The sequence below is a fragment of the Mesorhizobium newzealandense genome, assembly GCF_042682145.1.
GTDB classification, from domain to species: Bacteria; Pseudomonadota; Alphaproteobacteria; order Rhizobiales; family Rhizobiaceae; genus Mesorhizobium; species Mesorhizobium newzealandense.
Genome location: NZ_JBHUGZ010000013.1, coordinates 1 through 26,827, shown reverse-complemented (window position 1 = coordinate 26,827; position 26,827 = coordinate 1). Strand labels below are relative to the sequence as shown.

At 63.4% G+C, this 26,827-nt stretch carries 32 protein-coding genes and 4 pseudogenes; 18 read left to right on the top strand and 18 right to left on the bottom strand.

Going from position 1 to position 26,827, the window contains the following annotated elements; genetic code table 11:
- The first annotated feature begins 112 nt into the window (after nucleotides 1–112).
- Nucleotides 113–790, top strand: coding sequence for a PadR family transcriptional regulator (locus ACFSOZ_RS19730; RefSeq protein WP_379100562.1), 678 nt, complete (start codon nucleotides 113–115; stop codon nucleotides 788–790).
- An 87-nt stretch (nucleotides 791–877) separates the two neighbouring features.
- Here ACFSOZ_RS19730 and ACFSOZ_RS19725 read toward each other — a convergent pair whose 3' ends face one another.
- Both ACFSOZ_RS19725 and ACFSOZ_RS19720 read right to left on the bottom strand, forming a co-directional pair.
- Entirely contained in the window at nucleotides 878–1,138 is a 261-nt protein-coding gene (locus ACFSOZ_RS19725; protein WP_379100560.1) for a YiaA/YiaB family inner membrane protein, read from the bottom strand.
- A 77-nt stretch (nucleotides 1,139–1,215) separates the two neighbouring features.
- Complete coding sequence (locus ACFSOZ_RS19720) at nucleotides 1,216–1,893, bottom strand: PspA/IM30 family protein (RefSeq protein ID WP_379100558.1); 678 nt, start codon at nucleotides 1,891–1,893, stop codon at nucleotides 1,216–1,218.
- 177 nt (nucleotides 1,894–2,070) lie between these two features.
- Between ACFSOZ_RS19720 and ACFSOZ_RS19715 the strand changes: the two genes are divergently transcribed.
- Both ACFSOZ_RS19715 and ACFSOZ_RS19710 read left to right on the top strand, forming a co-directional pair.
- Nucleotides 2,071–2,712: a TetR/AcrR family transcriptional regulator gene (locus tag ACFSOZ_RS19715; protein WP_379100556.1), complete on the top strand. Its 642-nt coding sequence runs from the start codon at nucleotides 2,071–2,073 to the stop codon at nucleotides 2,710–2,712.
- Between the two features lie 51 nt (nucleotides 2,713–2,763).
- Nucleotides 2,764–3,060 carry an HlyU family transcriptional regulator gene (locus ACFSOZ_RS19710; RefSeq protein WP_379100554.1) on the top strand — a complete coding sequence of 99 codons (297 nt, stop codon included), beginning with the start codon at nucleotides 2,764–2,766 and terminating at the stop codon, nucleotides 3,058–3,060.
- A gap of 33 nt (nucleotides 3,061–3,093) precedes the next feature.
- Here ACFSOZ_RS19710 and ACFSOZ_RS19705 read toward each other — a convergent pair whose 3' ends face one another.
- The 5 genes from ACFSOZ_RS19705 to ACFSOZ_RS19685 all read right to left on the bottom strand — a co-directional run bounded on the left by ACFSOZ_RS19705 (nucleotide 3,094) and on the right by ACFSOZ_RS19685 (nucleotide 8,168).
- Complete coding sequence (locus ACFSOZ_RS19705; protein WP_379100552.1) at nucleotides 3,094–3,888, bottom strand: ATP-binding cassette domain-containing protein; 795 nt, start codon at nucleotides 3,886–3,888, stop codon at nucleotides 3,094–3,096.
- Nucleotides 3,888–4,985 carry an ABC transporter permease gene (locus ACFSOZ_RS19700; RefSeq protein WP_379100550.1) on the bottom strand — a complete coding sequence of 366 codons (1,098 nt, stop codon included), beginning with the start codon at nucleotides 4,983–4,985 and terminating at the stop codon, nucleotides 3,888–3,890. The genes ACFSOZ_RS19705 and ACFSOZ_RS19700 overlap by 1 nt, the downstream gene beginning before the upstream one ends.
- Before the next feature lie 55 nt (nucleotides 4,986–5,040).
- Complete coding sequence (locus ACFSOZ_RS19695; RefSeq protein WP_379100548.1) at nucleotides 5,041–5,997, bottom strand: rhizopine catabolism ABC transporter substrate-binding protein; 957 nt, start codon at nucleotides 5,995–5,997, stop codon at nucleotides 5,041–5,043.
- Between the two features lie 156 nt (nucleotides 5,998–6,153).
- Nucleotides 6,154–7,053, bottom strand: a complete 900-nt coding sequence (gene iolE / locus ACFSOZ_RS19690; protein ID WP_379100546.1) for a myo-inosose-2 dehydratase — start codon at nucleotides 7,051–7,053, stop codon at nucleotides 6,154–6,156.
- Entirely contained in the window at nucleotides 7,050–8,168 is a 1,119-nt protein-coding gene (locus ACFSOZ_RS19685) for a Gfo/Idh/MocA family protein (protein WP_379100544.1), read from the bottom strand. Before ACFSOZ_RS19685 ends, iolE begins: the two co-directional genes overlap by 4 nt.
- A 98-nt stretch (nucleotides 8,169–8,266) precedes the next feature.
- On the opposite strand from ACFSOZ_RS19685, the gene mocR reads away from it, so the two are divergent.
- Nucleotides 8,267–9,736, top strand: a complete 1,470-nt coding sequence (gene mocR / locus ACFSOZ_RS19680) for a rhizopine catabolism transcriptional regulator MocR (protein ID WP_379100542.1) — start codon at nucleotides 8,267–8,269, stop codon at nucleotides 9,734–9,736.
- A gap of 9 nt (nucleotides 9,737–9,745) precedes the next feature.
- On the opposite strand, the gene ACFSOZ_RS19675 is transcribed toward mocR, so the two are convergent.
- Nucleotides 9,746–10,948, bottom strand: coding sequence for an MFS transporter (locus ACFSOZ_RS19675; RefSeq protein WP_379100540.1), 1,203 nt, complete (start codon nucleotides 10,946–10,948; stop codon nucleotides 9,746–9,748).
- A 193-nt stretch (nucleotides 10,949–11,141) separates the two neighbouring features.
- A complete protein-coding gene (locus ACFSOZ_RS19670) occupies nucleotides 11,142–11,600 on the bottom strand; it encodes an Lrp/AsnC family transcriptional regulator (protein ID WP_379100538.1) in 459 nt (152 codons plus the stop codon).
- 171 nt (nucleotides 11,601–11,771) lie between these two features.
- Between ACFSOZ_RS19670 and ACFSOZ_RS19665 the strand changes: the two genes are divergently transcribed.
- Both ACFSOZ_RS19665 and ACFSOZ_RS19660 read left to right on the top strand, forming a co-directional pair.
- On the top strand, nucleotides 11,772–12,506 hold the full coding sequence (locus tag ACFSOZ_RS19665; RefSeq protein ID WP_379100536.1) for an AzlC family ABC transporter permease: 735 nt from the start codon (nucleotides 11,772–11,774) through the stop codon (nucleotides 12,504–12,506).
- Nucleotides 12,503–12,802 (top strand): AzlD family protein, encoded by a 300-nt coding sequence (locus tag ACFSOZ_RS19660; protein WP_379100534.1) that lies wholly within the window; start codon nucleotides 12,503–12,505, stop codon nucleotides 12,800–12,802. The genes ACFSOZ_RS19665 and ACFSOZ_RS19660 overlap by 4 nt, the downstream gene beginning before the upstream one ends.
- A gap of 56 nt (nucleotides 12,803–12,858) precedes the next feature.
- Here the strand turns inward: ACFSOZ_RS19660 and ACFSOZ_RS19655 are convergent, their stop codons facing one another.
- Nucleotides 12,859–13,494 carry an FMN-dependent NADH-azoreductase gene (locus ACFSOZ_RS19655; RefSeq protein WP_379100532.1) on the bottom strand — a complete coding sequence of 212 codons (636 nt, stop codon included), beginning with the start codon at nucleotides 13,492–13,494 and terminating at the stop codon, nucleotides 12,859–12,861.
- 109 nt (nucleotides 13,495–13,603) lie between these two features.
- Here ACFSOZ_RS19655 and ACFSOZ_RS19650 point away from each other — a divergent pair, with 109 nt between their 5' ends.
- Nucleotides 13,604–14,566 carry a LysR family transcriptional regulator gene (locus ACFSOZ_RS19650; protein ID WP_379100530.1) on the top strand — a complete coding sequence of 321 codons (963 nt, stop codon included), beginning with the start codon at nucleotides 13,604–13,606 and terminating at the stop codon, nucleotides 14,564–14,566.
- On the opposite strand, the gene ACFSOZ_RS19645 is transcribed toward ACFSOZ_RS19650, so the two are convergent.
- Entirely contained in the window at nucleotides 14,496–15,125 is a 630-nt protein-coding gene (locus ACFSOZ_RS19645; RefSeq protein ID WP_379100528.1) for a TetR/AcrR family transcriptional regulator, read from the bottom strand. The two genes, ACFSOZ_RS19650 and ACFSOZ_RS19645, sit on opposite strands and share 71 nt — an antisense overlap.
- A 66-nt stretch (nucleotides 15,126–15,191) precedes the next feature.
- Here ACFSOZ_RS19645 and ACFSOZ_RS19640 point away from each other — a divergent pair, with 66 nt between their 5' ends.
- Together ACFSOZ_RS19640 and ACFSOZ_RS19635 are read left to right on the top strand one after the other, a co-directional pair.
- Nucleotides 15,192–15,608: a VOC family protein gene (locus ACFSOZ_RS19640; protein ID WP_379100526.1), complete on the top strand. Its 417-nt coding sequence runs from the start codon at nucleotides 15,192–15,194 to the stop codon at nucleotides 15,606–15,608.
- Nucleotides 15,609–15,712: 104 nt separating this feature from the next.
- Nucleotides 15,713–16,618, top strand: coding sequence for an arginase family protein (locus ACFSOZ_RS19635; RefSeq protein WP_379100524.1), 906 nt, complete (start codon nucleotides 15,713–15,715; stop codon nucleotides 16,616–16,618).
- A gap of 3 nt (nucleotides 16,619–16,621) precedes the next feature.
- Here the strand turns inward: ACFSOZ_RS19635 and ACFSOZ_RS19630 are convergent, their stop codons facing one another.
- The gene (locus ACFSOZ_RS19630) at nucleotides 16,622–17,572 is read right to left on the bottom strand and encodes a S1C family serine protease (RefSeq protein ID WP_379100522.1); all 951 of its coding nucleotides are present in this window, start codon (nucleotides 17,570–17,572) and stop codon (nucleotides 16,622–16,624) included.
- Nucleotides 17,573–17,741: 169 nt separating this feature from the next.
- Here ACFSOZ_RS19630 and ACFSOZ_RS19625 point away from each other — a divergent pair, with 169 nt between their 5' ends.
- Together ACFSOZ_RS19625 and ACFSOZ_RS19620 are read left to right on the top strand one after the other, a co-directional pair.
- Complete coding sequence (locus tag ACFSOZ_RS19625; protein ID WP_379098220.1) at nucleotides 17,742–18,614, top strand: S1C family serine protease; 873 nt, start codon at nucleotides 17,742–17,744, stop codon at nucleotides 18,612–18,614.
- Nucleotides 18,615–18,622: 8 nt separating this feature from the next.
- Nucleotides 18,623–19,213: a hypothetical protein gene (locus ACFSOZ_RS19620; RefSeq protein ID WP_379098223.1), complete on the top strand. Its 591-nt coding sequence runs from the start codon at nucleotides 18,623–18,625 to the stop codon at nucleotides 19,211–19,213.
- A gap of 51 nt (nucleotides 19,214–19,264) precedes the next feature.
- Here ACFSOZ_RS19620 and istB read toward each other — a convergent pair whose 3' ends face one another.
- Entirely contained in the window at nucleotides 19,265–20,038 is a 774-nt protein-coding gene (istB, locus tag ACFSOZ_RS19615; RefSeq protein ID WP_095090157.1) for an IS21-like element helper ATPase IstB, read from the bottom strand.
- Complete coding sequence (locus ACFSOZ_RS19610) at nucleotides 20,031–20,660, bottom strand: Mu transposase domain-containing protein (protein ID WP_379100520.1); 630 nt, start codon at nucleotides 20,658–20,660, stop codon at nucleotides 20,031–20,033. The genes istB and ACFSOZ_RS19610 overlap by 8 nt, the downstream gene beginning before the upstream one ends.
- A gap of 788 nt (nucleotides 20,661–21,448) precedes the next feature.
- On the opposite strand from ACFSOZ_RS19610, the gene ACFSOZ_RS19605 reads away from it, so the two are divergent.
- Both ACFSOZ_RS19605 and ACFSOZ_RS19600 read left to right on the top strand, forming a co-directional pair.
- On the top strand, nucleotides 21,449–21,754 hold the full coding sequence (locus ACFSOZ_RS19605) for a type 1 periplasmic-binding domain-containing protein (protein ID WP_379100518.1): 306 nt from the start codon (nucleotides 21,449–21,451) through the stop codon (nucleotides 21,752–21,754).
- A gap of 248 nt (nucleotides 21,755–22,002) precedes the next feature.
- Nucleotides 22,003–22,251: a hypothetical protein gene (locus ACFSOZ_RS19600; RefSeq protein WP_379100516.1), complete on the top strand. Its 249-nt coding sequence runs from the start codon at nucleotides 22,003–22,005 to the stop codon at nucleotides 22,249–22,251.
- Nucleotides 22,252–22,626: 375 nt separating this feature from the next.
- On the opposite strand, the gene ACFSOZ_RS19595 is transcribed toward ACFSOZ_RS19600, so the two are convergent.
- Nucleotides 22,627–22,788: a hypothetical protein gene (locus ACFSOZ_RS19595; protein WP_379101021.1), complete on the bottom strand. Its 162-nt coding sequence runs from the start codon at nucleotides 22,786–22,788 to the stop codon at nucleotides 22,627–22,629.
- 268 nt (nucleotides 22,789–23,056) lie between these two features.
- Nucleotides 23,057–23,113 (bottom strand): annotated as a pseudogene (locus ACFSOZ_RS19590) (hypothetical protein); the annotation flags it as partial.
- Nucleotides 23,114–23,534: 421 nt separating this feature from the next.
- On the opposite strand from ACFSOZ_RS19590, the gene ACFSOZ_RS19585 reads away from it, so the two are divergent.
- The gene (locus tag ACFSOZ_RS19585) at nucleotides 23,535–23,933 is read left to right on the top strand and encodes an efflux RND transporter permease subunit (protein ID WP_379100514.1); all 399 of its coding nucleotides are present in this window, start codon (nucleotides 23,535–23,537) and stop codon (nucleotides 23,931–23,933) included.
- A gap of 174 nt (nucleotides 23,934–24,107) precedes the next feature.
- Here the strand turns inward: ACFSOZ_RS19585 and ACFSOZ_RS19580 are convergent, their stop codons facing one another.
- Nucleotides 24,108–24,527 (bottom strand): hypothetical protein, encoded by a 420-nt coding sequence (locus tag ACFSOZ_RS19580; RefSeq protein WP_379100512.1) that lies wholly within the window; start codon nucleotides 24,525–24,527, stop codon nucleotides 24,108–24,110.
- Between the two features lie 11 nt (nucleotides 24,528–24,538).
- On the opposite strand from ACFSOZ_RS19580, the pseudogene ACFSOZ_RS19575 reads away from it, so the two are divergent.
- The 4 genes and pseudogenes from ACFSOZ_RS19575 to ACFSOZ_RS19560 form a co-directional block, all read left to right on the top strand.
- A pseudogene (locus ACFSOZ_RS19575) lies at nucleotides 24,539–24,673 on the top strand (alcohol dehydrogenase catalytic domain-containing protein); the annotation flags it as partial.
- A gap of 1 nt (nucleotide 24,674) precedes the next feature.
- Nucleotides 24,675–24,905, top strand: a complete 231-nt coding sequence (locus ACFSOZ_RS19570) for a hypothetical protein (protein ID WP_379101018.1) — start codon at nucleotides 24,675–24,677, stop codon at nucleotides 24,903–24,905.
- Nucleotides 24,906–25,037: 132 nt separating this feature from the next.
- A pseudogene (locus ACFSOZ_RS19565) lies at nucleotides 25,038–25,127 on the top strand (hypothetical protein); the annotation flags it as partial.
- A 64-nt stretch (nucleotides 25,128–25,191) separates the two neighbouring features.
- A complete protein-coding gene (locus ACFSOZ_RS19560) occupies nucleotides 25,192–25,362 on the top strand; it encodes a hypothetical protein (RefSeq protein ID WP_379101015.1) in 171 nt (56 codons plus the stop codon).
- 779 nt (nucleotides 25,363–26,141) lie between these two features.
- Here the strand turns inward: ACFSOZ_RS19560 and ACFSOZ_RS19555 are convergent.
- Nucleotides 26,142–26,827 (bottom strand): annotated as a pseudogene (locus ACFSOZ_RS19555) (TRAP transporter substrate-binding protein); the annotation flags it as partial.

Sequence of the window (26,827 nt, the reverse complement as noted above, 5' to 3'; positions counted from 1 at the left end):
CAAAAGCAAGGCTCTGGCACCGCGTTCAGATACATCGTAAGATATATCTTGACTCCAGCGATTGGCGTGCCTAATTAAGATATATCGTAAGATAGAACTCAAGGAGCAATCAATGCACAGACATCATCATTCTGGCGAGCACCCGTTGCGCGCTTTCATGCACATGGCCGGCAAGTTCGGCGGCCGTGGTGGCGGTTTCGGTCCATTCGGCCATGGCGGTCGTGGCGGCGGACGCGGTGGCCCCGGTGACATGTTCCGCGCCGGGCGCATGCTGGCCGACGGCGACCTCAAGCTGATCACGCTGTCGCTGCTGGCCGAGGCGCCGCGCCATGGCTACGACATCATCAAGGCCCTCGAAGAGCGCACCAGCGGCATCTACAGCCCGAGCCCGGGCGTGGTCTACCCGACGCTGACCTTCCTGGAAGAGGCCGGCTATGCCGCTTCCGCGGCCGACGGCAACAAGAAGGTGTTTTCGATCACCGAGGCCGGACAGGCGCATCTCAACGACAACCGCGAGATGATCGACGGCGTGCTCGAGCATCTCGAGCGCTTCGGCCGCAAGATGGCCAAGGCGCGCGACTGGTTCGGCTGGAACGACGAGAGCGAAGAGGGTGGGCGTCGTGGCGGTCGTGGTGGCCGGTCGGAAGCGCGTGACGAGTTCCGCGCCGTGCGGCACCGGCTGCGCGCCGCTCTCGGCGACTTCGTCGATGCCCCGGCCGACAAGCAGGCCGAGGCGATCGCCATTCTCGAAGGCGCCGCCGAGGCGCTGGAAGCGCTGTCGCGCGGCTGAGGCCGCCCGGTCCAGCTCGGACAAAAAGCCAGTACAGACAAAAAGCCCGGAGAGATCCGGGCTTTTTTCGTCTCCAGGCGTGCTGGATCATTCCTTGCCGACATACTCGCTGATCAGCTTCTCGTTGCGGGCCTTCTCGATCTTGGCGGTCATCTCGGCCGACAGGCGCTCGTCGGTGCGGTACTTGACCAGGTTCACCAGGCTGCCGGTGAGCAGCAGGATGCCCATGGCCCAGTAGCCCTTGGTCGACAGGTCGACCGGTGCCAGCCACAGCGACAGGCCGAGCATGAAATAGGCGGCACCGACCGAAATGGTGTTGAACATGATGTAGGTCTGGTTGGCGTTCATTGTGGTTCTCCCTTTGGTTTGACGAAACCTGGCTTCGATGGATTTGGGTTGATGGAAATCAGGTCTGGAAATGCGTTTCAGTTGATGGTTTTCAGGCGCTCGAGCACGTCATTGGCGCGCACTCTCACCGCCGGGCCATGCCCGGCGTCGGCGAGGCGGTCGCGGATCGCCTCATGACGCAGCTCGCCGTCGATCTCGTCGAGGATGCCGGCCTCCTCGAACGGGTCGCTGCCTGCCTTGATGCGGGCCAAAAGGTCTTCGGCCTCGTTGAGGCTTGCCGACTGACCGATCGATCTGACGAGGCGTGACTGCGCCTTGCGCTCGGCATCGATGGCGCGGGCCGAGATCATGCCCTGGTTGAGGTCGATGATGCGGCGATGCGCCCGCTCCACCGAAACGCGCATCCGCAATGTCTTCTCGCCAAGGCTATGCACGGTGGCGCGGCGGACCTCGCGTTCGTTCTCCAGCTCGGCGACGGCTGCCGCGCCACTTTCGGCAAGCGCGTCGTTGCCCGCGGCCAGCGCGCTGATGGTGCGTCTTTCCACATCGGCGTGGCGGCGGTCGAGCTGGTCGAGATTGGCCTGCTCGGCACGCTGACGGACAATCAATGAGGCGAGCGTCTGCTTGGCGGCGGTGAGACCCGTCTCGGCGTCGCGGATCCGCTGCGCCAGAAGGTCGATGGCGAAGCGGTCCTTGAGGCCGTCCTCGGCCCGCGCACTGGCGCCGTCGAGCAATGTTCTGATCAGGCTAAGCATTTTCTTCTCCCTTCGTTCTAGCGTTTGAACAATGTTCACGAAGTCAACATAACAGGAAATGAACATTGTTCAAGAGATTTTTGAACGCTGTTCACGAATTCCCGGATATGGTAAACAAAGGAAAGAACGAGGCTGTGAGAGCGTGCCGCGTCACAGTCGCACTCAAGAAGGACCGATATGGCACTGGACAAGGAAGAGATGAGCGAGCGGGTGCTCGCCATTGCCGAGACGCTGATCAACGACGGCGGCATGGACAATCTGAAGGCGAGGACGATCGCCGAGCAGGCGGGTATCTCGGTCGGCTCGGTCTACAATCTGTTCGCCGATCTCGATGAGGTGCACCGTGCCGTCAACATGCGGCTGCTCGACCGGCTGGGCGCAGCGGGTGCCACGGCGATGGCCGATCTCGGCCTGCGCGGAGTGACGGATGTTCGCCAACGTCTGCTGGCGCTCGCCGGCGCCTATGTGCGCTTCGTGGAAGTGCATCCCGGCAGCTGGCCGGCGCTGCTTGCCTTCAACCGCCGGCGCGCCGTTCGCACCGAGCCGGATGCCTATGAAGCGCGCCTCGACCAGCTGTTCGAGATCATTGCCGGCGTGCTCGCCGGCGGCGACTTCGACCTTGACGAGGAGACGCGCCGGATCGCTGCCCGAACCCTTTGGTCAAGCGTGCATGGCATCGTCACCAGCGGCTATGCGGCCAAATCGGTCCGCCGGCAGGCGGACGAGATCGGCCAGCAGATCGACCTGCTGGTCGACGTCTTCATCAGGGGGCTGGAACGCGGCGGCACATTCGCGCATGCTGGGACAACAACGTCGTGAATCGCGAACAGGGCAGGCCGCGATTGCAAGGCGAACAGGGAGATTTGAGCGATGTCTTTTCTAAAACGTCTTTTCGGCGGCGGTGGCGGCGCTGAGGCCGGTGAACCAAAAAGTGCCGCGCCAGCCAAGCAGGTCGAGCACAAGGGTTTCCTGATCAGCGCCACGCCTTACAAGGCCGAGGGCCAATACCAGACCTGCGGCATCGTCTCCAAGGAGATCGATGGCGTCATCAAGGAGCACAAATTCATCCGCGCCGACCGTTTTGCCGGGCTCGACGACGCCGTCGACATCTCGATCAAGAAGGGCATCCAGTTGGTCGACGAGCAGGGCGAGCGGATCTTCGGGTAGGGCTCCGCTACAACCATTGACCTTCTGCTTCGCTTACGCGGGACTGCTTTTGGCGACCTTGCTCAGTTCCTGTTCCAGATCCACCAGCTCCTTGCCGCCCGCCATCAGATTGAGCAGCTGATCGCGATCGATTTCGCTTTTCGCGTAGGTGCCGGTGCATCTGCCGCGCTTCAACAGAGTAAAGCGGTCGCCAACCACATAAGCGTGATGAACGTTGTGGGAAATAAAAATGACGCCGATGCCGCGCGCCTTGGACTGGACGATGAGCTTCAGCACGACGGATGCCTGATGCACCCCCAGCGCCGATGTCGGCTCGTCCAGGATCAGAACCTTGGCACCGAAATAAACGGCGCGGGCGATGGCCAGGCACTGCCGTTCCCCGCCCGAAAGCGTGCCGACGGGCTGTTCGGGATCGCGCAGCTGGATGCCCATCGCCGACAATTCGTCATACGCGGTGCGGTTGGCGAACTCGGCGTCAAACTGGCTGATCGGACCGAACTTGCGCATCGGCTCGCGCCCGAGAAAGAAGTTTCGCGCCACGCTCATCAGCGGCACCAAAGCCAGGTCCTGGTAGACCGTTGCGATGCCGCTGTTGCGCGTATCGGCCGGCGATGCAAACCTTGTCGGCTTGCCCTGTACGCGGATTTCACCCTCGTCGGGCGCGTAGACGCCGGACAGCGTCTTGATCAGCGTCGACTTGCCGGCGCCATTGTCGCCGAGCAGGCAATGCACCTCGCCGGGACATACGTCGAAGGACACATCCTTCAGTGCAACGACCGACCCGAAATACTTGCTGACCGACTTCAGTTCGACATAGGGCTCGGCCATCACCGGCTCCTCATGGCGCGGTTGCGCACATAGCTGTTGAACAGCACTGCGATGACCATCATGGCGCCCATGAACAGCTTGAACCAGTCCGTGTCTATGCCGGTGTAGAAGATGCCCATCTGCACCACGCCGAAGATCAACGCGCCGAACATGGCGCCGATGGCCGATCCGTAGCCGCCGGTGAGCAGCGTGCCGCCGATGACGACGGCAATGATGGCCTCGAACTCCTTCTGGGTGCCGCGCAGCGTGTCGGCAGAGCCGGTGACCAGGACCTGGATCGCCGCAAAGAGCGCGGCCGCCATGGCCGTCATGACGAACAGCGTGATCTTGGTGCGCGCCACCGGCACACCGAGATTGCGCGCGGCATTGGCTTCACCACCCGCGGCGAAGATCCAGTTGCCGAAGCGGCTGCGCGTCAGCAACCAGGTGCAGAGCAAGGTCAATACGATCCACCAGACGATCGACACCGGAATGCCGGAGATCGACGGCAAGCCGTCGGCCCGCTTGCCGACGAGGCCGATGTCCGAAAGCCACGCGATCAGGCCGGAAAACACCTGTCCCGAAAACAGGCTGTTGAGAGGATCGTGCAACGCCAGTTCATGCACGCCCGACACCTGGGTTCGCCCGGATATGCCGCGCGTGAGACCGAGCGTCAGGCCGCGCAGCATGAACAGGCTACCGAGCGTGACGATGAAGGAGGGCAGTCCGGTCCTGACGACGGCGAGCCCGTTGAGCGCGCCGATGCCGCCGCAAACAGCGAAGGAAAACAGCAGCGAAAGCCAGATCGGCCAGCCCCAGAACACGGAGGGGATGGCGATCAGGATTCCGGCAAAGCCAATCATTGAGCCAACCGACAGGTCGAATTCGCCGGCGATCATCAACAGGGCCACCGGTGCGGCGAGAATGCCAAGCTGGGCCGAGACCTCGAGAAAATTGATGATCCCCTTGGCACTGAACAGTCCCGTATTTCCCGCCGTGATGGCGAAGAACACAAAGACCAGAACGGTCCCGGCCGCCGCACCGAGTTCCGGCCTGCTCAGCAGGCGGCTCAGGCGGGAGACGGACCGGACCCGGTCGTCGCGAATCTCTGCAGCCATGGATGCGTTACCTTCATCAGTGAAAGCGGCCGGGCCGAGGCCCGGCCGCGAGCGGTCAACGCTTGCCCAGTTTTGCCAGGTCGATGACCGAGGCGGCAGTGTCCTTGGTGACGAAACCGGGGCCGGTCGGATAGTCGGCGATCGGCATGATCTTGTACTTCTTCCAAAGGTCGAACATCGCGACCGGGATATAGCCCATGGCATATTGCTGGGCGTCGATGCCCCACTCCATCTTGCCGGCAACAACGGCCTGCAGGATGGTGGGAGACAGGTCGAACGTGCCGGTTTTCACCTTTCCTGCGAGGCCCATTTCATCGAGCGCTGCCAGCGTCGGTTCGGCACCGCTGGCGCCGACAGCGAGAATGAACTGCGTATCGGCATGGGCGGTCATGTAGGCGATCATGCGGTTCTTCATTTCCGTCGGGTCGATGACACCATTCATCACCGGAACGTCGACACCCAGGCCCTTGGCAAAGCCCGCGCAGCGATCGTCAAGGCTGGAATTGCCCACCTCGTGATTGGCGCAGACCGCCTTGGTGAGGCCGAGCGCCTTGATGTGCTCACCGGCCATGACGCCCGCCTGGAATTCGTCCTGTCCCATGAACAACAGGCCGCCCAGATCATGGGTCAGCTTCGAGCCGCCGGAATCGATGACGATGACCGGGATGCCGGCAGCAATGGCATTCTTGACCGGAGCTGAAAGGGCCGCGGCGTCAGGGATCGAAACAACCATCCCATCGGGGTTCGAGGCTGCAATGGCGTCGATCATCTGCGCCATCTTGGCCATGTCGAACGTTTCGGGCGCCAGATATTCGGCCTTGACGCCCAGGGTCTTGGCCGCATCGTCCATGCCGTTCTTCACCACCGACCAGTAAGGGTCGCCGCTCTGGCCATGGGTTACAAACACCACGCGCGTCTCGTCGGCGGCCGCAAGGCTGGTGGCCGCCGCCATCATTGTGACGCCGGCCAGCAGGCCGAGCGCAGGCTTTATCAATTTCGCAAGCGAAAACATAACAACCTCCTGTTTGTTTTCCGCCGCCGCAGTTACGGTCGGCAGTCCAGTTGCCCCTTCAAGGTGTGTTGTTATTCCCTGACCTTGATCTTCGCACACCTTTGTCCAGTTTCATTCATCAGCACTGGTTCCCCAGAGGCCGCATCGCGGCCCCGATCATTCCATGATGGTAAATCCGGCTTCGCTCGCCATGCGCGACAGGTTCCGGAATCCCATTGTCGCATAGGTCAGCGGGTTGGCCTTGCTGGGATCCTGCTCGGCCTCGACGACCAGCCAGCCGCTGTAGCCGTTGTCGGCAAGCACGCGCAAAATGGCCGGATAGTCGATGAAGCCGTCGCCAGGAACGGTGAATATCCCTTCCATGACCGCAGCCATGAAACTCATGTCTTGCGCGCGGGCACGATCAAGGACGGCTTTGCGCGCGTCCTTGCAATGCACATGCACGACGCGTTTGACGTGCGCCTTGATCAAAGCCAGCGGGTCGCCGCCCGAAAATATCGAATGGCCGGTGTCATAGAGCAGTCCGACCGCCTCGCCGGTGTGCCGCATCAGCAGGCCCACCTCGGCATCGGTCTCGACGATGGTTCCCATATGGTGGTGAAAGGCCATGCGCACGCCGAAATCCGCCATCCGCTCGGCCAGCGCGGTCAGCTTGCGGCCGTAGGCCGGCCACTCCTGCGGGCTCAGCGCCGGGCGCTGCGAGATCGGCCCCCAGATGGCGTCATGGCGCCCGCGCGAGGTGTCGGCATAGACGACATGGGTCGAGCCCATATCCTTCAACAGTTGGAGATGCGGCATGATCGCATCCATTTCCGCGCTGACATCCTTCTCGTCGCAGCGGCCATCATACCAGCCGGAAATCACGGCAAGGCCATAGCGTTCCATGATCGGCTTCAGGTCAGCCGACCGGCGCGGAAACTTGCCGCCAAGTTCAGTGCCGGAATAGCCGGCCTGTCTGGTTTCGCCAAGACAGATCTCAAGCGGCGTGTCGCCGCCGAGTTCGGGCACGTCATCGTTGCTCCAGGTGATCGGATTGATGCCGATGCGAACGGTCACGGGCGAGCTCCTGGTTGCTTGAGCTGGGCCAGGTGATGCCGGGCGAGGCCGGCCAGCAGCGTCATGTCGCGACGAGCGTGCTCGGCGGTGTTGCGCACCGGCGTGCCTTCGACGATCGCCGACCAGAAACCTTTCAACTCCTCGACAAACGCCTCTTCGTAGCCGCTGCGGATATCGCGGCTGGACAGCGTGTGGCCGTCGCTGGTGCGGACGGTCAGCCGCGTCGCCTGGTGGTTGAGGTAGGGCGAGGGAAATTCCAGTTCGAGCGAGGCGTGGTCGAAGTAGAGCGTGATGCGCTCGCGGTAGTCGGCGAGCCCAGGTACGGCCAAATGCACCATGTTCCACAGCGCCTGGAAACCGAGCAGCCGCACGGCACCCTGGCCGCCTTCGCCACTGGCAAAAAGCGAGGCGCCGACAATGTCGCCATCCGCGATCCCGAGCGCATCGAGCAACCCGTGGACCGCGTTCACGTCGTGCACGATCGCCGAGCAATAGGCGCCGACAAAGCCGCGAAAGGCGCCGGGATCGTCCAAACCGGGCACCGCGCGGTCCACCTGCTCGCGCTGCTTGGCTTCGGTCGAGGCAACCAACCCCGCCGCCATGTCGTCGCCCCGGCATGTGGAGTGGTGCCGCACGAACGGCCACGCGTCGGGATCATTGACCTCGACCGAGATGTAGCGAAGCGTCCGCGCCGTGCCCGGCAGCATCTTCAAAGCCGCCTCGTAGCTCGGATCGAAACGCTTCATGTAGCCGACCTGAAGCACCTTGCCGGCGCGATCCCTGGCGGCGATCAAGTCGTCGATGTCCTCGGCGCTATAGCAAAGCGGCTTTTCGCAGAAGACGTGCAGCCCCCTGGCGAAGGCGGCGAGAGCCTGTTCCCAGTGCAACGCATCGGGCGAGGCTATGACCACGGCGTCAAGCGGCATGGCGAGAAGCTCGTCGAGACTGGCGAATGTGCTCAGGCCGAATTCCTCGCCAACAAAGGCGCGGACTTTGCGCGAAGGATCGTAGACGCCGAGGATCTCGAACTGCCGGTGCAATCTGAGCAGATTCGGAATGTGCTCGACCTGGGCGACGCCACCCGCACCGATCACTCCCACCTTTATGCACTGCATCGGTCAGCCCCATCTGAACCCGAACGCATTTTTCTTGAGCCTAGGACTGCTTTGGTTCCATTGTTAGAACCAGTTTGCATTGATTTTTTGGAACCAGGATGAAGACCAGTTTTCCAATCGACGGCATCGCACTGGATCGCGGCAGTTCCGCCAACCTGCACCGGCAACTCTATGTCCAGTTGCGCGGCCTGATCGAACGGCGCGTGCTGCCGAGCGGCCACGCGCTGCCCTCGACACGGGTCATGGCGCGGGATCTGCAGGTGGGCCGCAACACGGTGATTGCCGCTTGCGACCAGCTGGCGCTGGAGGGTTATCTGGCCATACGGCCACGCAGGCCCTCGGTGGTCATGGATCTGCCGACCCGTTCGACCGCGGCGGAGCATGTGTCGGCCGAGGACGAGAACCCGATATCATTGCGCGGGCAGACCATGCTCGCCCAACCCTATCATCATGGCCGGCCCGGCATGCTTGCCTTTCACCCCGGCATGCCGGACCCGGATAATTTTCCGTTCAACACCTGGTCGAAACTGCTCAGCCGCCGGGCAAAATTCGCGCATATCGACCTTTTCGGGACCTATCACGTCAAAGGCTATCCACCGCTTTGCGAGGCGATAGCCCGCTATCTCACCGCTTCGCGGGGCGTTAGGTGCACCGCCGAGCAGATCGTCGTGACCAATGGTGCCCAGTCGGCGTTCGATCTCCTGGCCCGCCTGCTGATCGATGAAGGCGACACGGTCTGGATGGAGGAGCCAGGATATTACGGGGCGGGTTCGGCTTTCGTCTCGGCCGGGGCGAAACTGGCGCCGCTGCGCGTGGGCAATGCAGGCTGGAACCTCGATCCGCCTCCCGTCATTCCACGCATGATTTTCGTGACGCCCTCCTGCCATCACCCGCTCGGCATAACCATGCCGATGGAACAGCGGCTCAATCTCCTGCACATGGCCGAGAGCTGGCGCTCATGGATCATCGAGGATGACTACGACGGCGAATACCGTTTTCAAGGGCAGCCGATACCGGCGCTGCAGGGCATCGGCGCGTCAAACCGCGTGGTCTATGTCGGTACCTTCGCGAAGATCCTGTTTCCGGCCATGCGTCTCGGTTTTCTGGTGGCGCCCAAGGCAATAGACCATACAATCGTCTCGGCGCTGAGCGTGACCGGCCAGTTCGCCCCATTGCTTGCCCAGGCTGCGCTGGCGGACTTCATGAACGAGGGCCACTTTACCCGCCATCTCAGGCGTATGCGGCGTCTCTATGCGGAAAGGCGCCAGTTCTTCCTGGAAAGCGCACAAAGGCATATCGGAGACTGGCTGGATTTTCATGCCACCGAATCCGGCATTCAGGTTGTCGGCATTTTCCGCGATGGATGTAACGACAAGACGATCGCCGAGGCGGCGGTCCAACAGGGGATCAACGTCTCGGCCCTATCGATCCAGTACCGTCACGGCTCGGAACAGAACGGTCTTGTCATGGGCTTTGCGGCTGCCGATGCGCAGACAACCGAAAAGACCATGCAAAAATTTCGGGCCGTGCTGAAAGCCCATTTCTCACGAACAAACAATCTCGGGTAAAACCCGAGATTACGCGGTCTGCAGTTCCCGGCGCGGCAGTGGCGGGAAGGCGATGGCGATGCCGACCGCGCCGAGCCCGATGATGGCGGAGCCGATGAACAGCCAGGAATAGTTGGCATAGGCATCGAAGACCATGCCGCCGGCCAGCGGTCCCAGCGCCATGCCGAGGCTCGACAGCATGGTGGTGGCGCCGAAAACGGTGCCGAGGATGCGCTGACCGAAGTACTCTCGCGCCAGCACCGCATAGAGCGGCATGACGCCACCATAGGTGGCGCCGAAGATGACGGCGAGCATATAGAACTGCCCGAGCTGGCTGATGTTGAGATAGGCGGCAATGACGATCGCCTGGATCGCCAGGCCGGCGATCAGCACCGGCTTGACGCCGAGCCGGTCGGCAAGCACGCCGTAGAGAAGCCGGCCGCCCAGGCCAGCAAGGCCCTCGACGCTATAGATCGAGACCGCCGCCATAGGCGCCACGCCGCACAGCATGGCATAGCTCACCATGTGGAAGATCGGCCCGGAATGCGCGGCACAACAGGCGAAGAAGGTCAGCCCCAGCACGATGAACTGCGGCGAGCGCAGCACCTGGCCGACCGTCAGGCCGGCGCCTTCGGCAACCGGCGCGGAACCTGTATCAGCCACGGCCGGCTTCGGCGGCTGACGGACCAGCAGCACGGCCGGCAAAAGCAGCACCCAGGCGGTGATGCCGATGTCGAACATGGCGGTGCGCCAGTCATAGGCCGAGATCAGCCAGCGGGCGAAGGGTGAGATCGTCATCGGGGCGACGCCCATGCCGGCCGAGACCAGCGAAACCGCAAGGCTGCGGTTGGTGTCGAACCAGCCCGATGTCAGCGCGATCATCGGCGCGAAGAAGGCACTGGCCGCGAGGCCGACCAGCACGCCATAGGTGACCTGGAAGGTCATGAGCGAGCCGGTGCGGCTGGCCAGCACCAGCGCCAGCCCGAGCAGCGCCGCGCCGATCATCACGACGATGCGGGCGCCAAAACGGTCGGACAGGGCGCCCCAGGCGAAGCCGCCAAGGCCCATCACCAGGAAGTTCAGCGTCATGGCGCTCGAAATACCGGCGCGCGACCAACCGGTGTCGATCGCCATCGGCTCGAGGAAGATCGCCAGCGAGAACATAGTGCCGATGGCGACACAGGACATCAGCGCGCCAGCCGCGACGATAACCCAACGATAGGAAAGGTTCATGCAAATCTCCCATGCCAGAGGGCAGCGCTGCACGCTGCTTGCGTCCGAAGGACGCTGGCACCGAGGCCGATCCTACAATCCGGTTGCATTTTTTATCCAGTCTGGGACGACGCCGTTTTCCGGGCGGCATGGTCTTCCTTTGGACGCATGTCGTTGTGCCAAAACCGCTTCACCCTTTTGGGCGACATGCGCGTCAGAGCGGCAGTTCCGACGTGTATTTGATCGTCTGGCTGGGAACGTCGGTCTTGACGTTCTGCACACCCTTGATGCGGCTCAGATGCTCGGACTGGAAGCGGCGGTAGTCGTCGATGCCGGCCGCCACCACGCGCACCATGGCATCGCAATCGCCGAGCATCAGGTAGCATTCCATCACCTGCGGCAGCTTGGCCACTTCGGTGGCGAAATGCTCGATCGTGTCCTCGTCCTGTGCTTTCAGCCAGATGCGGGTGAAGAAGGTCAGGCCCTTGCCGATGCTGGCCGGGTTGACCACGGCGACATAGCGGTCGATGACGCCGGCTTCCTCCAGCAGCTTCACGCGCCGCAGGCAAGGCGATGGCGACAGGCCGACTTCGTTGGCCAGATCGTTGTTGGCCATGCGGCCATCACGCTGCAGCGCCCGCAGGATCCGCTTGTCGATCTCGTCCAGCTTCATGGCTATGGATTCCATTCATTTGGAAATTTGTGACATTCAATGCCAAAATTCGATGAAATACAACAATCTTCGCAACCAAATTGCGAGAAGGTTTGGGTATGTTTTCCGCCGACATCACTTGATTTCAAACGCAGCGGAAGCGGCGGCCGCGAGGCCAGCCGGTGGAAAACCATGAGCATTTCACAGACGGTCGAGGCGGCAGGCGATGGTTCGAGGTCCGAGTTCCGCCGTGGCGTGGCGTCGTGCGCGCCGGTGCTGTTCGGCACCATCCCCTATGCACTGGTGCTGGGCGCCCAGGCCACTCAGAAGGGCTTGAGCGTTGTCGAACTGTCGGCCATGACAGGGCTGAATTTTGCCGGGGGCTCGGAATTCGCGGCGATCCAGCTGTGGACGTCGCCGCCGCACATCGTGCTCATCGTCGCCATCACCTTCCTGGTCAACAGCCGGCATCTGCTGATGGGGGCGGCACTGGCGCCGTTCCTGCGCCACCTGCCGCGGCGCAAGATGTTTCCGGCGCTGTTCTTCCTATGCGACGAAAGCTGGGCGCTCGGCCTTGCCGATGCCAGGCAGCGTGCCGCGGCCGGTATCACGCCGGCTTTCAGCCCGCGCTACTATATGGGCGCGGCGCTGGCGATGTATCTCACCTGGGTGGTCTTCACCACGACGGGCGCCTTGCTCGGCCCGATGCTGGGCCATGTCGAGACCTACGGTTTCGACATGGCCTTCCCGGCCGTCTTCCTGGTGTTGATGCGCGGAATGTGGAAGGGCGTGGCCGCCGCGCGGCCGTGGCTGGTCAGCCTCGTCGTCGCGGCATTGGTCTACCTCTTTGTTCCCAGCGCCTGGTATGTCGCCGCGGGCGCCGTGTCGGGGCTGGTCTCGGCCTGGTTCTTCTGGAGAGAAGCATGATCGACGCGACGACCCTGCTCACCATCGTGCTGATGGCCGGCGTCACCTATCTGACCCGGATCGGCGGCTATGTCGTGCTGCGCAACCGCACGCTCAGCGCCCGCGCGACGGCAGTGATGGAAGCAGCACCAGGCTGCGTGCTGATCTCGGTGATCGCGCCGGCCTTCGTGTCGAAGAACCCGGCCGACCTTCTGGCGCTGGCCATTACCTTTGTCGCTGCAACGCGGCTATCCATGTTGCCGACTGTGTTGATAGGGGTCGCTTCGGCGGGTCTTTTGAGACACCTCATCGGCTAGAACGAAAAAGGCAGGCGAGGGCGCCTGCCTTTTCGATGCGGATGACGATCAGTATTTTACGCGGCTGCCGCAACATCCCTGCTGGCCGCCACCACGGCATCGACCTTGGCGGTCGCCTTAGCAAGCGCGGCGGTGACCGCGTCAGGACCCATGCCGACGCCTTCGATGCGGATGACGTCGACATCGGTCATGCCGATGAAGCCGAGTACGCTGCGCAGGTAGGGAATGGCGTGGTCCATCTGCACGGCAGCACCTTCGGAGTAGATGCCGCCCGAGGCCAGCACGATATAGACCTTCTTGCCGGTGACGAGGCCCTTGGGGCCGTTCTCGCCATAGGCAAAGCTCTTGCCGGAGCGGGCAACGTGATCGACCCACGACTTCAGCGTCGAGGAGATGTTGAAGTTTATGAAGCCGGTGGCGAGGATCACCGTGTCGGCGGCGAACAGCTCGTCGAGCGCCACGTCTGAGACGCCGACGACTTCAGCCTGACGCGGCGTGCGCGCTTCGGCCGGTGTGTAGATACCGGTCGAATAGTCGGCATCGATATGCGGCAGCGGGTTGGCGACAAGGTCGCGCACGACAAGCGTGTTGGACGGGTCGGCAGCAAGGAGCTTTTCAGCGAATTCAGTAGCAATGCGGGTCGAGTGCGAAGCAGCGCCGCGGGGGCTCGATGTGACGAGAAGGATGGACATGTTGGCTCTCCAGGGTTGGAATAATTTGTCCCGCTTGATATGGGGCCATCGGCCCATTTGAAAAACTGGTATATTTTCTATATAATCCATCCATAAAGTGGATATGATCATGCAACCCAACCCGACGCTCGACCAACTTCAAATCTTCTTGTCTGTCGCCGAAACCGGCAGCTTCTCGGCCGCCGGCCGCAAGCTCAACCGGGCGCAATCCGTCATCAGCTATGGCGTCGCCAATCTAGAGGCGCAGCTTGGGCTGAAATTGTTCGAGCGCGAGGGCACGCGCGAGCCGCAGCTGACCGAGATCGGCCGGGCGATGCTGGAGGATGCGCGGCGCATGGTCGGCGTGCTGCAGCGGATCCGCTCGCGTGCCGATGGCCACCATCAGGGACTGGAGGCCGAAGTCGCGCTGTCGGTCGATGCGGCGCTGCCCTCGCCAGTGCTGGTTCGGGTGCTGAAGGCATTCGAGGCGCAGTTTCCGACCGTGATGCTGCGCCTGCATATCGGCTCGCTTGGGTTGATCCCGGATCACGTCGTCAATGGACAGGCCGATCTCGGCATTGGCGGCCTGCTGGGCGAGGTCGATGATGTGCATCTTGTGCGTATCGGCTTCATGTCGATCGTGCTGGCTGCTGCGCCCAGCCACCCGCTGGCGCTGCTGCCGAAGCCGGTGGCGATCGATGATGCGCGCGAACACATCCAGCTTGTCGTCACCGACCAGTCCGAACGCACCAAGGGACGCGACTTCGGTGTCTTCGCCTACCGAACCTGGCGGCTGACGGACATGCGCACCAAGCATATGCTGATGCGCGAAGGGCTGGGCTGGGGCGGGCTGCCACGCTGGCTGATCGCCGACGATCTGGCCAGTGGCCGGCTGGTTGAAATCGACCTAGAGCCTTTCAGGGAGGTGAACTCGCCACTGTTTGCCATGCATCGCAGCGACAGCAGCCCGAAGCCGGCGGCGGCCTGGCTGATCGAGCAGTTCAAGCGCCAGCTCGGCTGCTTCAACGAGTTCGAGCCGGGCGAGGTGCCTGATGAGGAACAGCCGGAGACAATCCATCGATCAGCGCCATGAGAACGGCGCGGTAATCCTCGGCTGACGCGCCGGCCTCGATGGCCAGCGCCGCGCGGTCGAAGGCGGAAGCGAGCAGCGCGGTCAACGCCTCGGCCGGCAATCTCGTCATCGCCTGCGCCCGCATTGCCGCCACCAGCCCCTCGCGCAGTGAGCGGTTGCCATGGCGGTTGTCGATCGCGTCCATGGCGGCGCGGCCGAGTACGGCCGGACCATCGAGCAGCAACAGCCGCGTGCGGCCGGGCGCACGCATGGCGGCGAGATAGGCATCCGAACCGGCAATCAGCGCGTCGCGGGCAAACAACGACGGCGGCGAGGCGCGCTCGATCTCTTCGGCGACAGCTGCCGCTTCCTGCTCAACCACGGCGGCAAAAAGCGCCTGCTTGTCGGCAAAATGATGATAGAGCGCGCCGCGCGTGACGCCGGCGGCGGCGACGATCTCGGGCGTCCCGGTCTCGGCATAGGATTTTTCGGTGAACAGTTTGCGCGCCGCGGCGATCAGGTCGGCCCGCGTCGCCTCGGTGCGGTCGCGGTTGGAGCGGCGCGCGGATTCCTGTTGCATACATGCAGCCTGTATGTTAATTCAACCTACATGCAGACTGTATGTTGTTTGACGGGAGAAGGAAAGATGAAGACCACGAGCTATTACCCGGTGCTGATGACAGGTGATGTTGCCGGCACGGCGGCCTTCTACATCAAGCATTTCGGCTTCAAGCCGCTATTCGAGAGCGATTGGTACGTGCATCTGCAATCGGCCGACGATCGCCGTGTCAATCTTGGCATCGTCCATGGCGATCATGAAACGATCCCGGAAGAAGGGAGGGGCCGCACATGCGGCCTGCTGATCAATTTCGAGGTCAGGAACCCAGATGCTGTCTACGAACGGATCACCGCCGCCGGCCTGCCGATCTTGTGCAGCCTGCGCGACGAACCCTTCGGCCAGCGCCATTTCATCACCAAGGACCCCAATGGTGTGCTGATCGACGTGATCAAGCCGATCCCGTTAAGCCCGGAGTTTCAGGCTCAATTTGCCGAGGGAGCCTGAATGGGGCCGCTAGCACGAACTGTCGGCAGAGGACAGCGGCTCCGGCCGCGTGACCTGGCGGGCATGCGCGGTCTATGGTGGGCTTGGCAAACCCAGGCCCTTCCATGCGTGAAATCTGCCTCGTCCGCGCACCCTTCAACCTCGGCCTTCGTCCGCTCCGGCCCGGCCATGTGCCGGGGACGTGGCGGGCGCCGCAGGCGCTGAGCGAGGCCGGCCTGGTCGAGGTGGTTGCGCCGGCTAGGGTGGTCGATCTCGCACGGCCCGCCTACAGCACGGAACCGCAGCCGGGCACCCGACTTCGCAATGGCCCTGCGATCCGCCGCTTCAATCTGGAGCTTGCCGAGATTGTCGCCGGCGCGGTCGGCCAGGGCGAGTTCCCGCTGATCATCGGCGGCGATTGTTCGATCCTGCTTGGCGCGCTGGCGGCCGCACGGCGGTCCGGTCCACTGTCGCTGGTGCATGTCGACGGTCACAGCGATTTCCGTCATCCCGGCAATTACGATGCCGACGCCGCGCTCGGCTCGGCCGCCGGCATGGATCTCGCGCTCGCCACCGGGCGCGGCGAGCCATTGCTGACCGAGTGGCCAGGCATTGTCGGGCCGTTGGTGGCCGACGAACAGGTGATCCAGATCGGCGAACGGGAGAGCCGTGATGCCGACTTCGCCTGGCCGGACGTCAACTCCACCGCCATGACGTTGATCGACGTCTTTGCCGCGCGCGAGCTTAGCGCGGCCAAGGTGCTGGAAAAGACCCGGGCGACGCTGGCGCGGACTCGTTACTGGCTGCATCTCGACATCGACGTGCTCGACCAGACGGTGATGCCGGCGGTGGATTCGCCCGGCAGCCCCGGCATTGATCCCGACGATCTCGTCGCCATCCTGTCAGCACTGGTTGCCGGTCCCGCCTGCATCGGCATGGACATGACGATCTTCGATCCCGACCTCGACCCGACCGGCGAACTGGCGGTGTTGCTGGTGTCGCTGCTTGGGCGGGTGCTCAAGCAGCGATAGACCTCAGCTTGCCCTTGCCACCGGCGTCACTGTCACCTGGCTGACGCCGGTGCGGCGCACGACGGTGCACAGCGTCTCGCGGCCGATGCGTTCAGCGTCGAGCATGCGCACGAGGTCGTCGACGCCGGTGACCGGGCGACCGTCGATGGCGGCGATGATGTCGCCTTCCTTCAGGCCGGCCTTGGCCGCCGGGCCGTTCTTCTCGACGCTGCGCAGCCGCACCGCCGAGCTGGTCGAGACCTGCGACAAAAGGGCTGCGCGGCGCGGCAGGTTCGTGGTGTCGGCCGAAACGCCGATGAAGGCGCGGCGCACGCGGCCGAAGCGGATGATCTCCGAGATGACGAAGTTGGCGGTGTTGGAGGCGACCGCGAAGGCGATTCCTTGCGCGCCATGGATCATGGCGGTGTTGACGCCGATGACCTCGCCGGCCGACGACACCAGCGGCCCGCCGGAATTGCCGGGGTTGAGCGCCGCATCGGTCTGGATGACATCGTCGATCAGCCGGCCGGTCGAGGCGCGCATCGAGCGGCCGAGCGCCGAGACGACGCCCGAGGTGACGGTCCATTCGAAGCCGAGCGGGTTGCCGATGGCAATGGCGATCTGGCCGCGCCGCAGCCGCTTGGAATCGCCAAGGGGTGCGACATCGGCAAAGCTGCCGTCGGCGCGCACCAGCGCGATGTCGGTGTCGGGATCGCGGCCAAGCACGCGGCCTTCGCGGGAGGCGCCGTCCGGCGTCGAGACGCGCACCGTTTTGGCGTCGCCGACGACATGGAAATTGGTGACGACCAGCCCGTCCGGCGCGATGACGAAGCCGGAGCCATGGCCGCCCTGACCGCCAATGCGCTCGATGCGGCAGACGGCGGGGCCGATGCGGTCGACGGCGTCGGCGACCGTCGTCGAATAGGCGTCGAGCAATGCGTCGTCGGTTTGCAATTTGGCGGCGGCGAGGGCCATGGGTGGGCTCCGTGTGTTCAGTATAGATCGTGACTATATGTGCGGAGCGGCCGGAACCGCCGCGACCTGACCAGATGGCCAGTCGAACCAGCAACTAGCCGTCAGACGAGTACCTCCAAGCGCGCTGCCGCGCGATATCTGGGCTATGCAAGAAACCCAGGAGACCACTATGAGCGATTTCAATCTCAGCGCATTTTCCGAGGCCATCGCCGACCTCGCCGCCAAGGTGGCACCGGCCACGGCGAGTTTGGCCACGCATCATCATCGCACGGCAAGCGCCTTCCACTGGCGCGACGGCTATTTTGTCACCGCCGAGGAAGCCGTCGAGGCTGGCGAGGAGATCGAGCTGACGCTGGCGTCGGGCGAGACGGTGAAGGCCGAACTGGTCGGCCGCGATCCTTCCACCGGCGTCGCCCTGCTGAAGCCGGCCGATGCGGCAAAGGCGCCTTCGCTTGCCAAGGCCGATGCGGTGCGGCCCGGCAACATCGCCATCGCCATCGGCAACAGCCAGGGATCGGCGCTGGCCGTGTCGGGCTCGGTCGGCGAGGTCGGCCCGGCCTGGCGCTCGATGCGCGGTGGCACCATCGACCGGCGCATCAATCTGGCGGTCGGCGCGGGCGGCCGTTTCGAGGGCGGCCCGGTCCTCGATGCCAAGGGCGCGCTGATCGGCATGCTGTTGTTCGGGCCGCGCCACCGGGCGCTGGTCATGCCGTACGAGACGATCGAGCGGGCGGTTGCGACCTTGCGCGAGAAGGGTCATGTCGCGCGCGGCTATCTCGGCGCCGGCCTGCACCCGGTGCGCGACCGCGACGCGCATGGCGCGATGGTGATGAGCCTCGACGACGAAGGCCCGGCCAAGGCCGCCGGCCTTTCGCTCGGCGACATCATCGTGGCGTGGAACGGCGAGGCCGTGCATGGCCCGCGCGACCTGATCCGCAGGCTCGGGCCCGACAGCGCCGGCGCTTCGGTGACACTCGGCGTCGTGCGCGGCGGTGAACAGCGCGACGTTGTGCTGACCATCGGCGAAAAGCCGCTTTCCTGAGAGGAGCGATGGACACGCCCACCAGCGACGTGATCATGCATGACGGCGCCGCCTCGCGGCGGCTGGTGGTGCTGGTTGCGCTTGGCGATGCGGGGCGCGCCGAGCGCCTGGCTGCCTCGCTTGCCGCGAGCGACGACCTGCTGCCGGTCGTGGCTGGCGGCGGTACCGCCGATGTCGCCATCGTTGACGACAGCAGTGGTGATGCCGTGCCGGCCTCCACGCCACGGGTGCTGCTGTCGGGCAGCGGCGAGCGGCCTGCCGGCGAGGTGATGGCGATAATGCCCGCGGGCGCGGACGATTTGTTGTTAACGGCTGCGAGAAAGCGCGGACAAATGGTGCCGAGGATTGTGGGGGAGAAAGCGGCCCGATGGGGCCGCTTGGCCCGATGGGGCCGCTTTGTATTTTTTACCAGGAGGGATCGAGAGGATGGGGCTTTTGCCCTGTCTGCTCGTCGCTGGAAGGGTGCTGATGGTCAGGGGCTTGTTGGTGACGGACAAACTGCTGGATGTGGGGAGCGTAACGGCTCCAGATGCAGTCTCGCAGATCGTCGAGGAGTTCGAAGACGGCGGCTGCTTGCTCGGGTGTCCATTCGGCATTGACGATGAACTGGATTCCACGCCCGAGACCGGACGGCTGATGAGGATTTCCGGTCATGCTGCAGGCTCCTTTTCGTCAGCGGGGTGGCTGGTGCGTTGTTGACGCTGCGCCTTCGAGCGCTCGGAGGCTTCCTTGAAGCGGTAAGAATCGCCTTCGATGGGAATGACCTCACAATGGTGCAAAAGGCGATCGACCAGACTGACGACGCAGGCGGCATTGGGGAAGACCTCCGACCATTGCGCGAAGGGCTTGTTGGTGGTGACGATGGTCGAGCGTTTCTCGTATCGGCGGCTGATGAGATCGAACAGCAGATCGGCATGACGGTTGGAATAGGAGAGATATCCGACCTCGTCGATGACCAGGATATCGGGCGCCGCATAGTACTGCAGCTTTCGGCGGAGCATGGAATCGCTGTCGATGGCGGCGAGCTCGCCGAGCATTTCGCTGGCGGTGCGGAAGAGGACCGAATGGCCGGCGACCAGCGCCTGGTAGGCGACGTTAAGAGCGAGCGTGGACTTGCCGACGCCGTTAGGGCCGATAAGGACGATGTTGGCGGCCTCCTTGACGAAGGACAGCGTCATCAGTTCCTCGATGGCGGCGCGATCGATACGACGCGGCCATTTCCAGTCGTAATCGGCCAGTTGCCTGAAGTGGCCAAGCCTGGCGGCGCGCATGCGTCGCCGCAATGAGCGGTCGGAGCGCTCTTCTTCCTCCCATTGAAGCACGGCGGCCAGCCACGGCGCGTCGGCGATTTCGTCCCAGTGGGCGATCAGGCCATTGAGGCGCAGCGCCCTGGCGCGGTTGAACAGGATGCCGGGATTATTCATCGTCGTTGCCTGCGCAAGTGAGTTGATCGTAACGGTCGAGCTTGTGGGGCTGTACGACCGTATCCTTTTTGCGGACATGCTCCGGCAGCCTTGTTTCGACCGGCGGTGGAGCGCCACGCGCGATCCGGCGGCGTTCGAGCGCGACGTGAACCGATCTCGAATGAGAGGCCCCGGCCTGCAAGGCATCTTCGACGGCGGCCTGGAGTTCGGTGGCGCCGTAGAGGTCGAGCAGTTTGAGCATGGCATTGGTGATCGCGCCGATATTGGCGCCGCGCTCGGCGGCGTGGATCATCAGTTTCTGGCAGGCCGGCACGGCGCGCGTCAAACTGTTGAGGCCCCGATGCTGGCGCGCTTCGCGCTTGACGGCGACGAGCGCCTTGAGGTGCCGGGGGTCTTCGATCTGCTGGCCCCGGTCGTAGCTGCGGCGGTGGCTGGCGATCATCGTGGCGGCATCGAATATCCGGACCTGGGCGAGATCGGCGCGCACGGTGAGCGTGCGCCGGACATGAGTATGGGGAACCGAGTAATCGTTCAGGTCGAAGCGGACATAGGGTGTCTTTCCGACCTTCGCGGCGATCTGCTCCTCGATGGGGTACGGGTTGGTGGGCAATGGCAGAAGCATGGGCTGCTCCTGCGCAAACACCTGACGAACCGTCATCGTCCGGTCCTCGGGCATGGCCGGTCGGCGGCCTGGCGGACGGACTGGGACGTCTCGAGACACAGCTGACCGCCAAACCACAGACGCATCGCTGGGGTTTTCTACAGGCCTTTTGCACGACTTTGGGGGACTTACGATCACGGAAAAAGCGAACCATTTACTTTTTGTCGTCCAATGGCGTCGGTCTTGGTCACCTTACGCGACAGCTAGCTGTCTCGCAGCGTATGGGTCCGCACTGGCGACGCTTTTCCTGACCATGTCCTATGCCGCCGCGCTGGCCTCGCAAGGTGGCCATCCGACCTGTTCATACCACATCATTACGCGCTCGGCACGATCCCGACGATGGACTCCGCAGCTGGAGCTGGAACTGGAGCTGCTGATCCGATACGCGCCACCGGCGGCCCTGGGTCTACGATGCCACCGCCGTCTACGGTGGCGTGATCGAGACCATGGCACGTCATCACGAGATCTATTCGGTGTGGTTGCGCAGACCGATGTGGAGCGGAGATGCACCGCAAATTCCATGCGCTGTCCCATCGTTTCGACGCCGTCATCGAGCCCGTGAACTGGCGACGAGTTCGACGAGGGTCCGACCAAGGAACATCAGCCACCAGGTTCATCGCGTCCCACCCGTGCTCTTGCTCGCACCCGAAGAAGCAGCTCGGCTACCTGCCGGTCGCCGACCAGGTGACGCTGCTCCGTCGCGGCCTGCCCATCTCGAATTTCTGCTGCCGATCGGCAGCAATGCCTTCATGCGCGATCTCGCCGGACATATCGAGGACTACGCCGCGCGGCTGCCGCTTGTCGCCTCGTGCCGGATCCACAACCTCGCCGGAATCTCGCCGAACGCACTGCAGACCGCTGTCGAAAACCTCTCGCTCAGGGCCAATGGCGTCGGTGTCATCGCCGTCGACCATCCACGCACGCGCAACATCCTGCGCGACATCGTCGATGCCGGCATGCGCCTGGTGACGCTGGTGTCCGATGTGCCGGCAGCACCGCGATCGGCTATGTCGGCATCGATAACCGGGTGGCGGGGCGAACGGCGGCGCTGTTGATGGGACGATTCCTCGGCGGCCGGACCGGCCATCTGGCGATGGTCGTCGGCTCGCGCTCCTATCGCGGCCATGAAGAACGCGGAAATGGGTTCCGCTCCGGTGCTCAATGAGGAATATTTCCAACCGACCGTCAGCAGCGCCGTCGAGATCAACGACGAGCCCGACGTCAGCTATGCCGCGACGATGAAGGCGCTGCACAACGAGCCCGAACTGCTCGGCATCTATGCGTCGGAGCCGGACATTCGGGCGTGGCAAAGGCGATCCGGGAAGCCAGGCCCAACGCAAGCCGGTATATCATCTGTCACGACCTCACCCGGGACACTCGGGGCTATCTCGTCGACGACCTGCTCGATGTCGTCATCGACCAGAATGCCAGGCTGATCGCCGAACAGTCGGTCATTCGCCTGCTTGGCTCGATTGCTTCCCTCGGCGCCCTATCTGACAAGGAAGTTCATCGAACCGCGCCTGATCTTCAGGAAAACGTTCCGGTGCAGTGAAGACCTGAGCTTTTTCGGTCACACTCAGCAACTTCGCGGGTGATACAGCAAATCTGCACAGCTGCTATGCACGATCCACGATTGCCGAATCGTTGGGCAACCCCTAGTTTGCAGTTGTCGGCCATCTACTCCTCCCAGATGCGATGCCGACGCTGAATGGGGTGCACCTCCTCCCGCGCCACATTCGAAATCGAGCCCGCGTGCCACCTCCTCCCGGCAGCGGGCTTTTTTCGTTCCGGTCACGACGGTTGCAGCGCTGCTCACGCCAAAAGACGGGAGGCATCGTTCATTCTCGATCACGAGATCGATTAAGCCGTTGGCCGCAGGGGAGAATTCAGCCGGCTGAAGTGCCGCGGAAGGAGGACGATCAGCCCTTCAGCATGCGGACAAACGCGCACTGGGGCCTTCCGTGCCGACGCTTTGAACGCTGACACGGGCGCCTTCGAGCAGAAGCGACAGCGTATCGGCGAGCAACTCGGCCTGGCCGATGCCGGCATCCCTGCACAGCGTCACGAGGCGATCGCGCTGGGCCTCCATTGAGTTCCTTAATCAACACGCCTAGCTGATGGTCGGTCTCGCTCAACCTCGACGGCGGCATTGGCCATGTCGCAGCCGCGGCCGTCCGCCCTGAGCATATCGCAGCAACACGAACCCAGGCATGCAGTTGAGCCAGCTTGTCGCCGGGGTGTTCGATTTCGAATTTTTCCCACATCGCACCAGCCTTGCAGGCGGTGGCGCGCAGGCATTGGATGATGAGGTCATCCTTGGAATCGAAATGTCGATAGAGCGTCATCTTGTTGGTTCCGGCGGCCTCAGTGATCGCGTCGATGCCGACGCCCTTGATGCCATGCTTGTGAAACATATCCTGCGCCGTCCTCCAGGATCCTGTCCCGGGGGCGAGCGCGTTCCACAGTGCCGTCTTCCATCAAAACCTCCTTGGTTTCCAAAAATCCCTCGGTACGCTCTTGACTAGGGTGTTACCGGTCTGTACGTCACGAATGTTACTTACGTAAACACCTATATCGCCTTCCGTCAATCACAAGGCTGTGAACTGGTCCTACCAGATCAAAGATGGGCCAGATCGAGATGGGCGAAAATTGCAGGTCATGCGGCTTCGGCCGGTGAAGAGATGGAAAACGGTTCGTGAGCATGGGCTGCGAATCGACAGACAAGGAGCCGGCCAATGCACAGCGCCGCGATCTTACCATAGATGAAGCCGTCCGGGATCCGATGATCCGCTGGTCATGAAAGCAGATGGCGTCGACCCGCGCGCCTTCGAGAGGATGCTGCGTTCGCTCGCCGATGCGCAGCGCCGCGACGTGCCGTTGCTGCGTTCGCTGGAAGAGCCCGCTGATCGGCGCGGCCAAAGGCTGTCCAGGTTGCCAAGTGCCTTCGGCAAGGCAAGAGCAGCCGGAGAGGCGTGCGTGTCCATGGTAAACTTTTTCATCCACCGCCCGATCTTCGCCTCGGCGATCGCCATCATCATGGTGCTCGCCGGGACCGAATTTGTTATTTCCTGCTGCCTGTCTCGCAGTTTCCCGACATCACACCACCGCAGGTCCGTGGTCAGCGCCCATTATCCGGGTGCCAGCGCGCAGGTGGTGGCCGATACCGTGACCACGCCGCTGGAGCAGCAGATCAACGGCGTGCAAGGTCATGACCTACATGTCGTCGACGAGTAGTCCAATGACGGCTCCTCGACCATCACCATCACCTTCGATGTCGGCTACTCCCTGAGCACCGCCGCCGTCGACGTCCAGAACCGACGTCTCGCAGGCCGCGTCGTCGCTGCCGGCGATCGTCAATCAGGGCGGCGTGACGATGCAAGAAACAGAATCCGAACTTCGTCCTCATCGTCAACCTGACCTCCGCCGGACAGTTCGGTCGATCCGGTGGCGCTGAGCAATCTCGCCTATCTGCAGGTGGTCGATCCGCTGAAGCGGCTGCCCGGTGTCGGCGATGTGCAGATCTTCGGCGAGCGGCGCTATTCGATGCGCAGTCTGGCTCGATCCGGACAAGCTCGCCAATCTCGGCATCACCGCCGTCGACGATTCAGAATGCGATTGCCGAGCAGAACGTCCAGGTGGCGGCCGGCCCTGTCGCAACCGCCAAGCTCTCAACTGAACCGGCATGGCCACGATCATGAAAGCGGTTCGGTTGGAAGCGGTGGGCAGCATCGCCCTGCGCGAAGTCGAGAAGCTGAGATCGGACCGGATGAGCTTCTGGTGCGCGTTGAAGCCTGCGGCGTCTGCGGCACGGACCGGCATCTGTTCCACGGCGAATTCCCGTGCACGCACCGGTGACGCCCGGGCATGAATTCTCCGGCATCATCGAGGCAATCGGAAAATCCGTCTCGGGCTTTGCCGTTGCGACCGTGTCACCGGCGACCCCAACATCGCCTGCGGGCGTTGCGCGCCACTGTCATGCCGGGCGGGCCAACCTCTGCAGCAACCTGCGCGCCATCGGCATTCATCGCGGATGGTGGCTTTGCCGAATATCTTGCCTTGCCGCAGAAGCAGGCTTTCATCCTGCCTGCCAGCCTGAAACCGGCGCATGGTGCCTTCTGCGAACCGCTCGGCTGTTGCCGGCATGGCGTCGACCTGGCCGAAATCAGACCAGGCAGCTCGGTGGCCGTGCCTTGGCGGCGGCAGTGATCGGCCTGCTCACCGTGCAGCTCGCGCGTCTCGCCGGAGCCACGACCATCATACTGTCGACCAGGCAAGCCCGCGGCGCGCGCTCGCCGAGGGATCTCGGCGCCACGGCAACGATCGATCCGACCGCCACCGATGTCATCAATGCGTCACCGGACAGCGGGCCTGGCGCCAGGCGGTGTCGACGTCGTCTTCGAATGCGCGGGCGTGCGAGAGACCGTCGAGCAGTCGATGCGGCTGGCCCGCGCCGGCGGTACGGTCGTCATCGTCGGCGTGGACGCCGCAAGGCATGAAAGCGGAATTCGAGCCCTTCGACCTGCTGTTCCGGGAATTGAAAGTGCTCGGCTCGTTCCTCAATCCCTTCACGCATCGCCGCGCCGCCGAGCTCATTGCATCGGGCGCAATCGAGATCGGACCGGCTGATCTCCAGGCAGTGGCGCTCGAAGACGCGGCAGCGTGATCGCCAATCCGCCGGCGCCCGGCGAGGTCAAGGTGCTGGTGGTGCCGCATCCGGGCTGAGCGGCCCGGCCGTCGCTTGGCCTTGTGCGCGCTTGCCGGCAACCCATCGATCGGCTATTGGGTGCGCGCCGAAAAAGGACATGACCGGTTCGGTAGTCCGGTCTCTTCCGTTTTTGAACGGAGGCCTGTTCGCCGCATGATTTGCGGGAGAACCCGCGGCCGGCAAGCGAGGCGAAAGTCCGTGGGCCGGTTGGGTCATGTCCGGATTTCCTGAAGCCACGGCCCCGCCGGTTCACGGTCTGCAGCCAAGCCTGTCCGCCTTTCAACACGCGACAGGGACAAAGACCATGAAACTGAACCATGCCAATCTCGTCACCACCGAAGTCGCAGCTCTTGCCGGCTTCTTCACCAGCCATTTCGGCTTCGAGCTTCTCGCCATGCGCGGCAAGGGACGCCTTCGCGCTCCTACGGGGAGCCGACGGCTTTGCCCTCAACCTCATGACACCGGGCAAAGGAGGGGCGGCCACCTATCCAGACGCATTTCACGTCGGCTTCTTCGTCGGCAAACCAGACATTGTGCACGCCAAGCAGGCCGAGCTTGCCGATGCGGGCCTCACGCCGGGCGAGGTCCAGGAGCTGACGCGCGGCGGCGTCAATTCGACCACCTCTTCTGCCTTGCGCCCGGCGGAATCCTGGTCGAGGTCAGTTCCTCGCCAGCCTGAAAAGAAAGACCCCGGGCGAGCAGGCCCGGGGTCTCTCCAAGGGAGGCAATGGAATGGTCTACAGCTTGCCGTTGCGCTGCTGAACCATCATGAAGGTGTCGAAATTGTATTCGGCCACCTGCGCCCAGAGATAGTGCTCCTTGCGGAAGCCCCTTGATCGATTCCCAGATCTTCTTGAACGGCGCGTTGGTGGCTTCCATTTCGGCATAGACCTACGTTCGCCTTTTCGAAGCAGGCGGCACATGATGTCCTGGCTGAACGGGCGCAGCTTCGCACCACCGGCCACCAGCCGCTTCACCGCTGCCGGGTTCAGAGAAATCGTATTTCTGCAGCATGTCGGCATCGGCAGCCTGGGCGGCAGTGCGCAGGAGCGACTTGTAGGCCGGCGAAAGCTCGTCGTATGTCGCCTTGTTGAACATCAGATGGACGGTCGGGGCGCCTTCCCACCAGCCGGGGTAGTAGTAATAGGGCGCGACCTTGTAGAAGCCGAGCTTCTCATCGTCATACGGGCCGACCCATTCGGCGGCGTCAATGGTGCCCTTTTCCAGCGCCCGGATAGATATCACCGCCGGCGATCTGCTGCGGCACGACGCCGAGCTTCTGCACCACCTTGCCGGCAAAGCCGCCAATGCGCATCTTGAGGCCGGACAGGTCGGCGACGGTGTTGATCTCCTTGCGGAACCAGCCACCCATCTGCACGCCGGTGTTGCCGCCCGGCAGGCCGAAAAGACCCTGCGTGGCGAG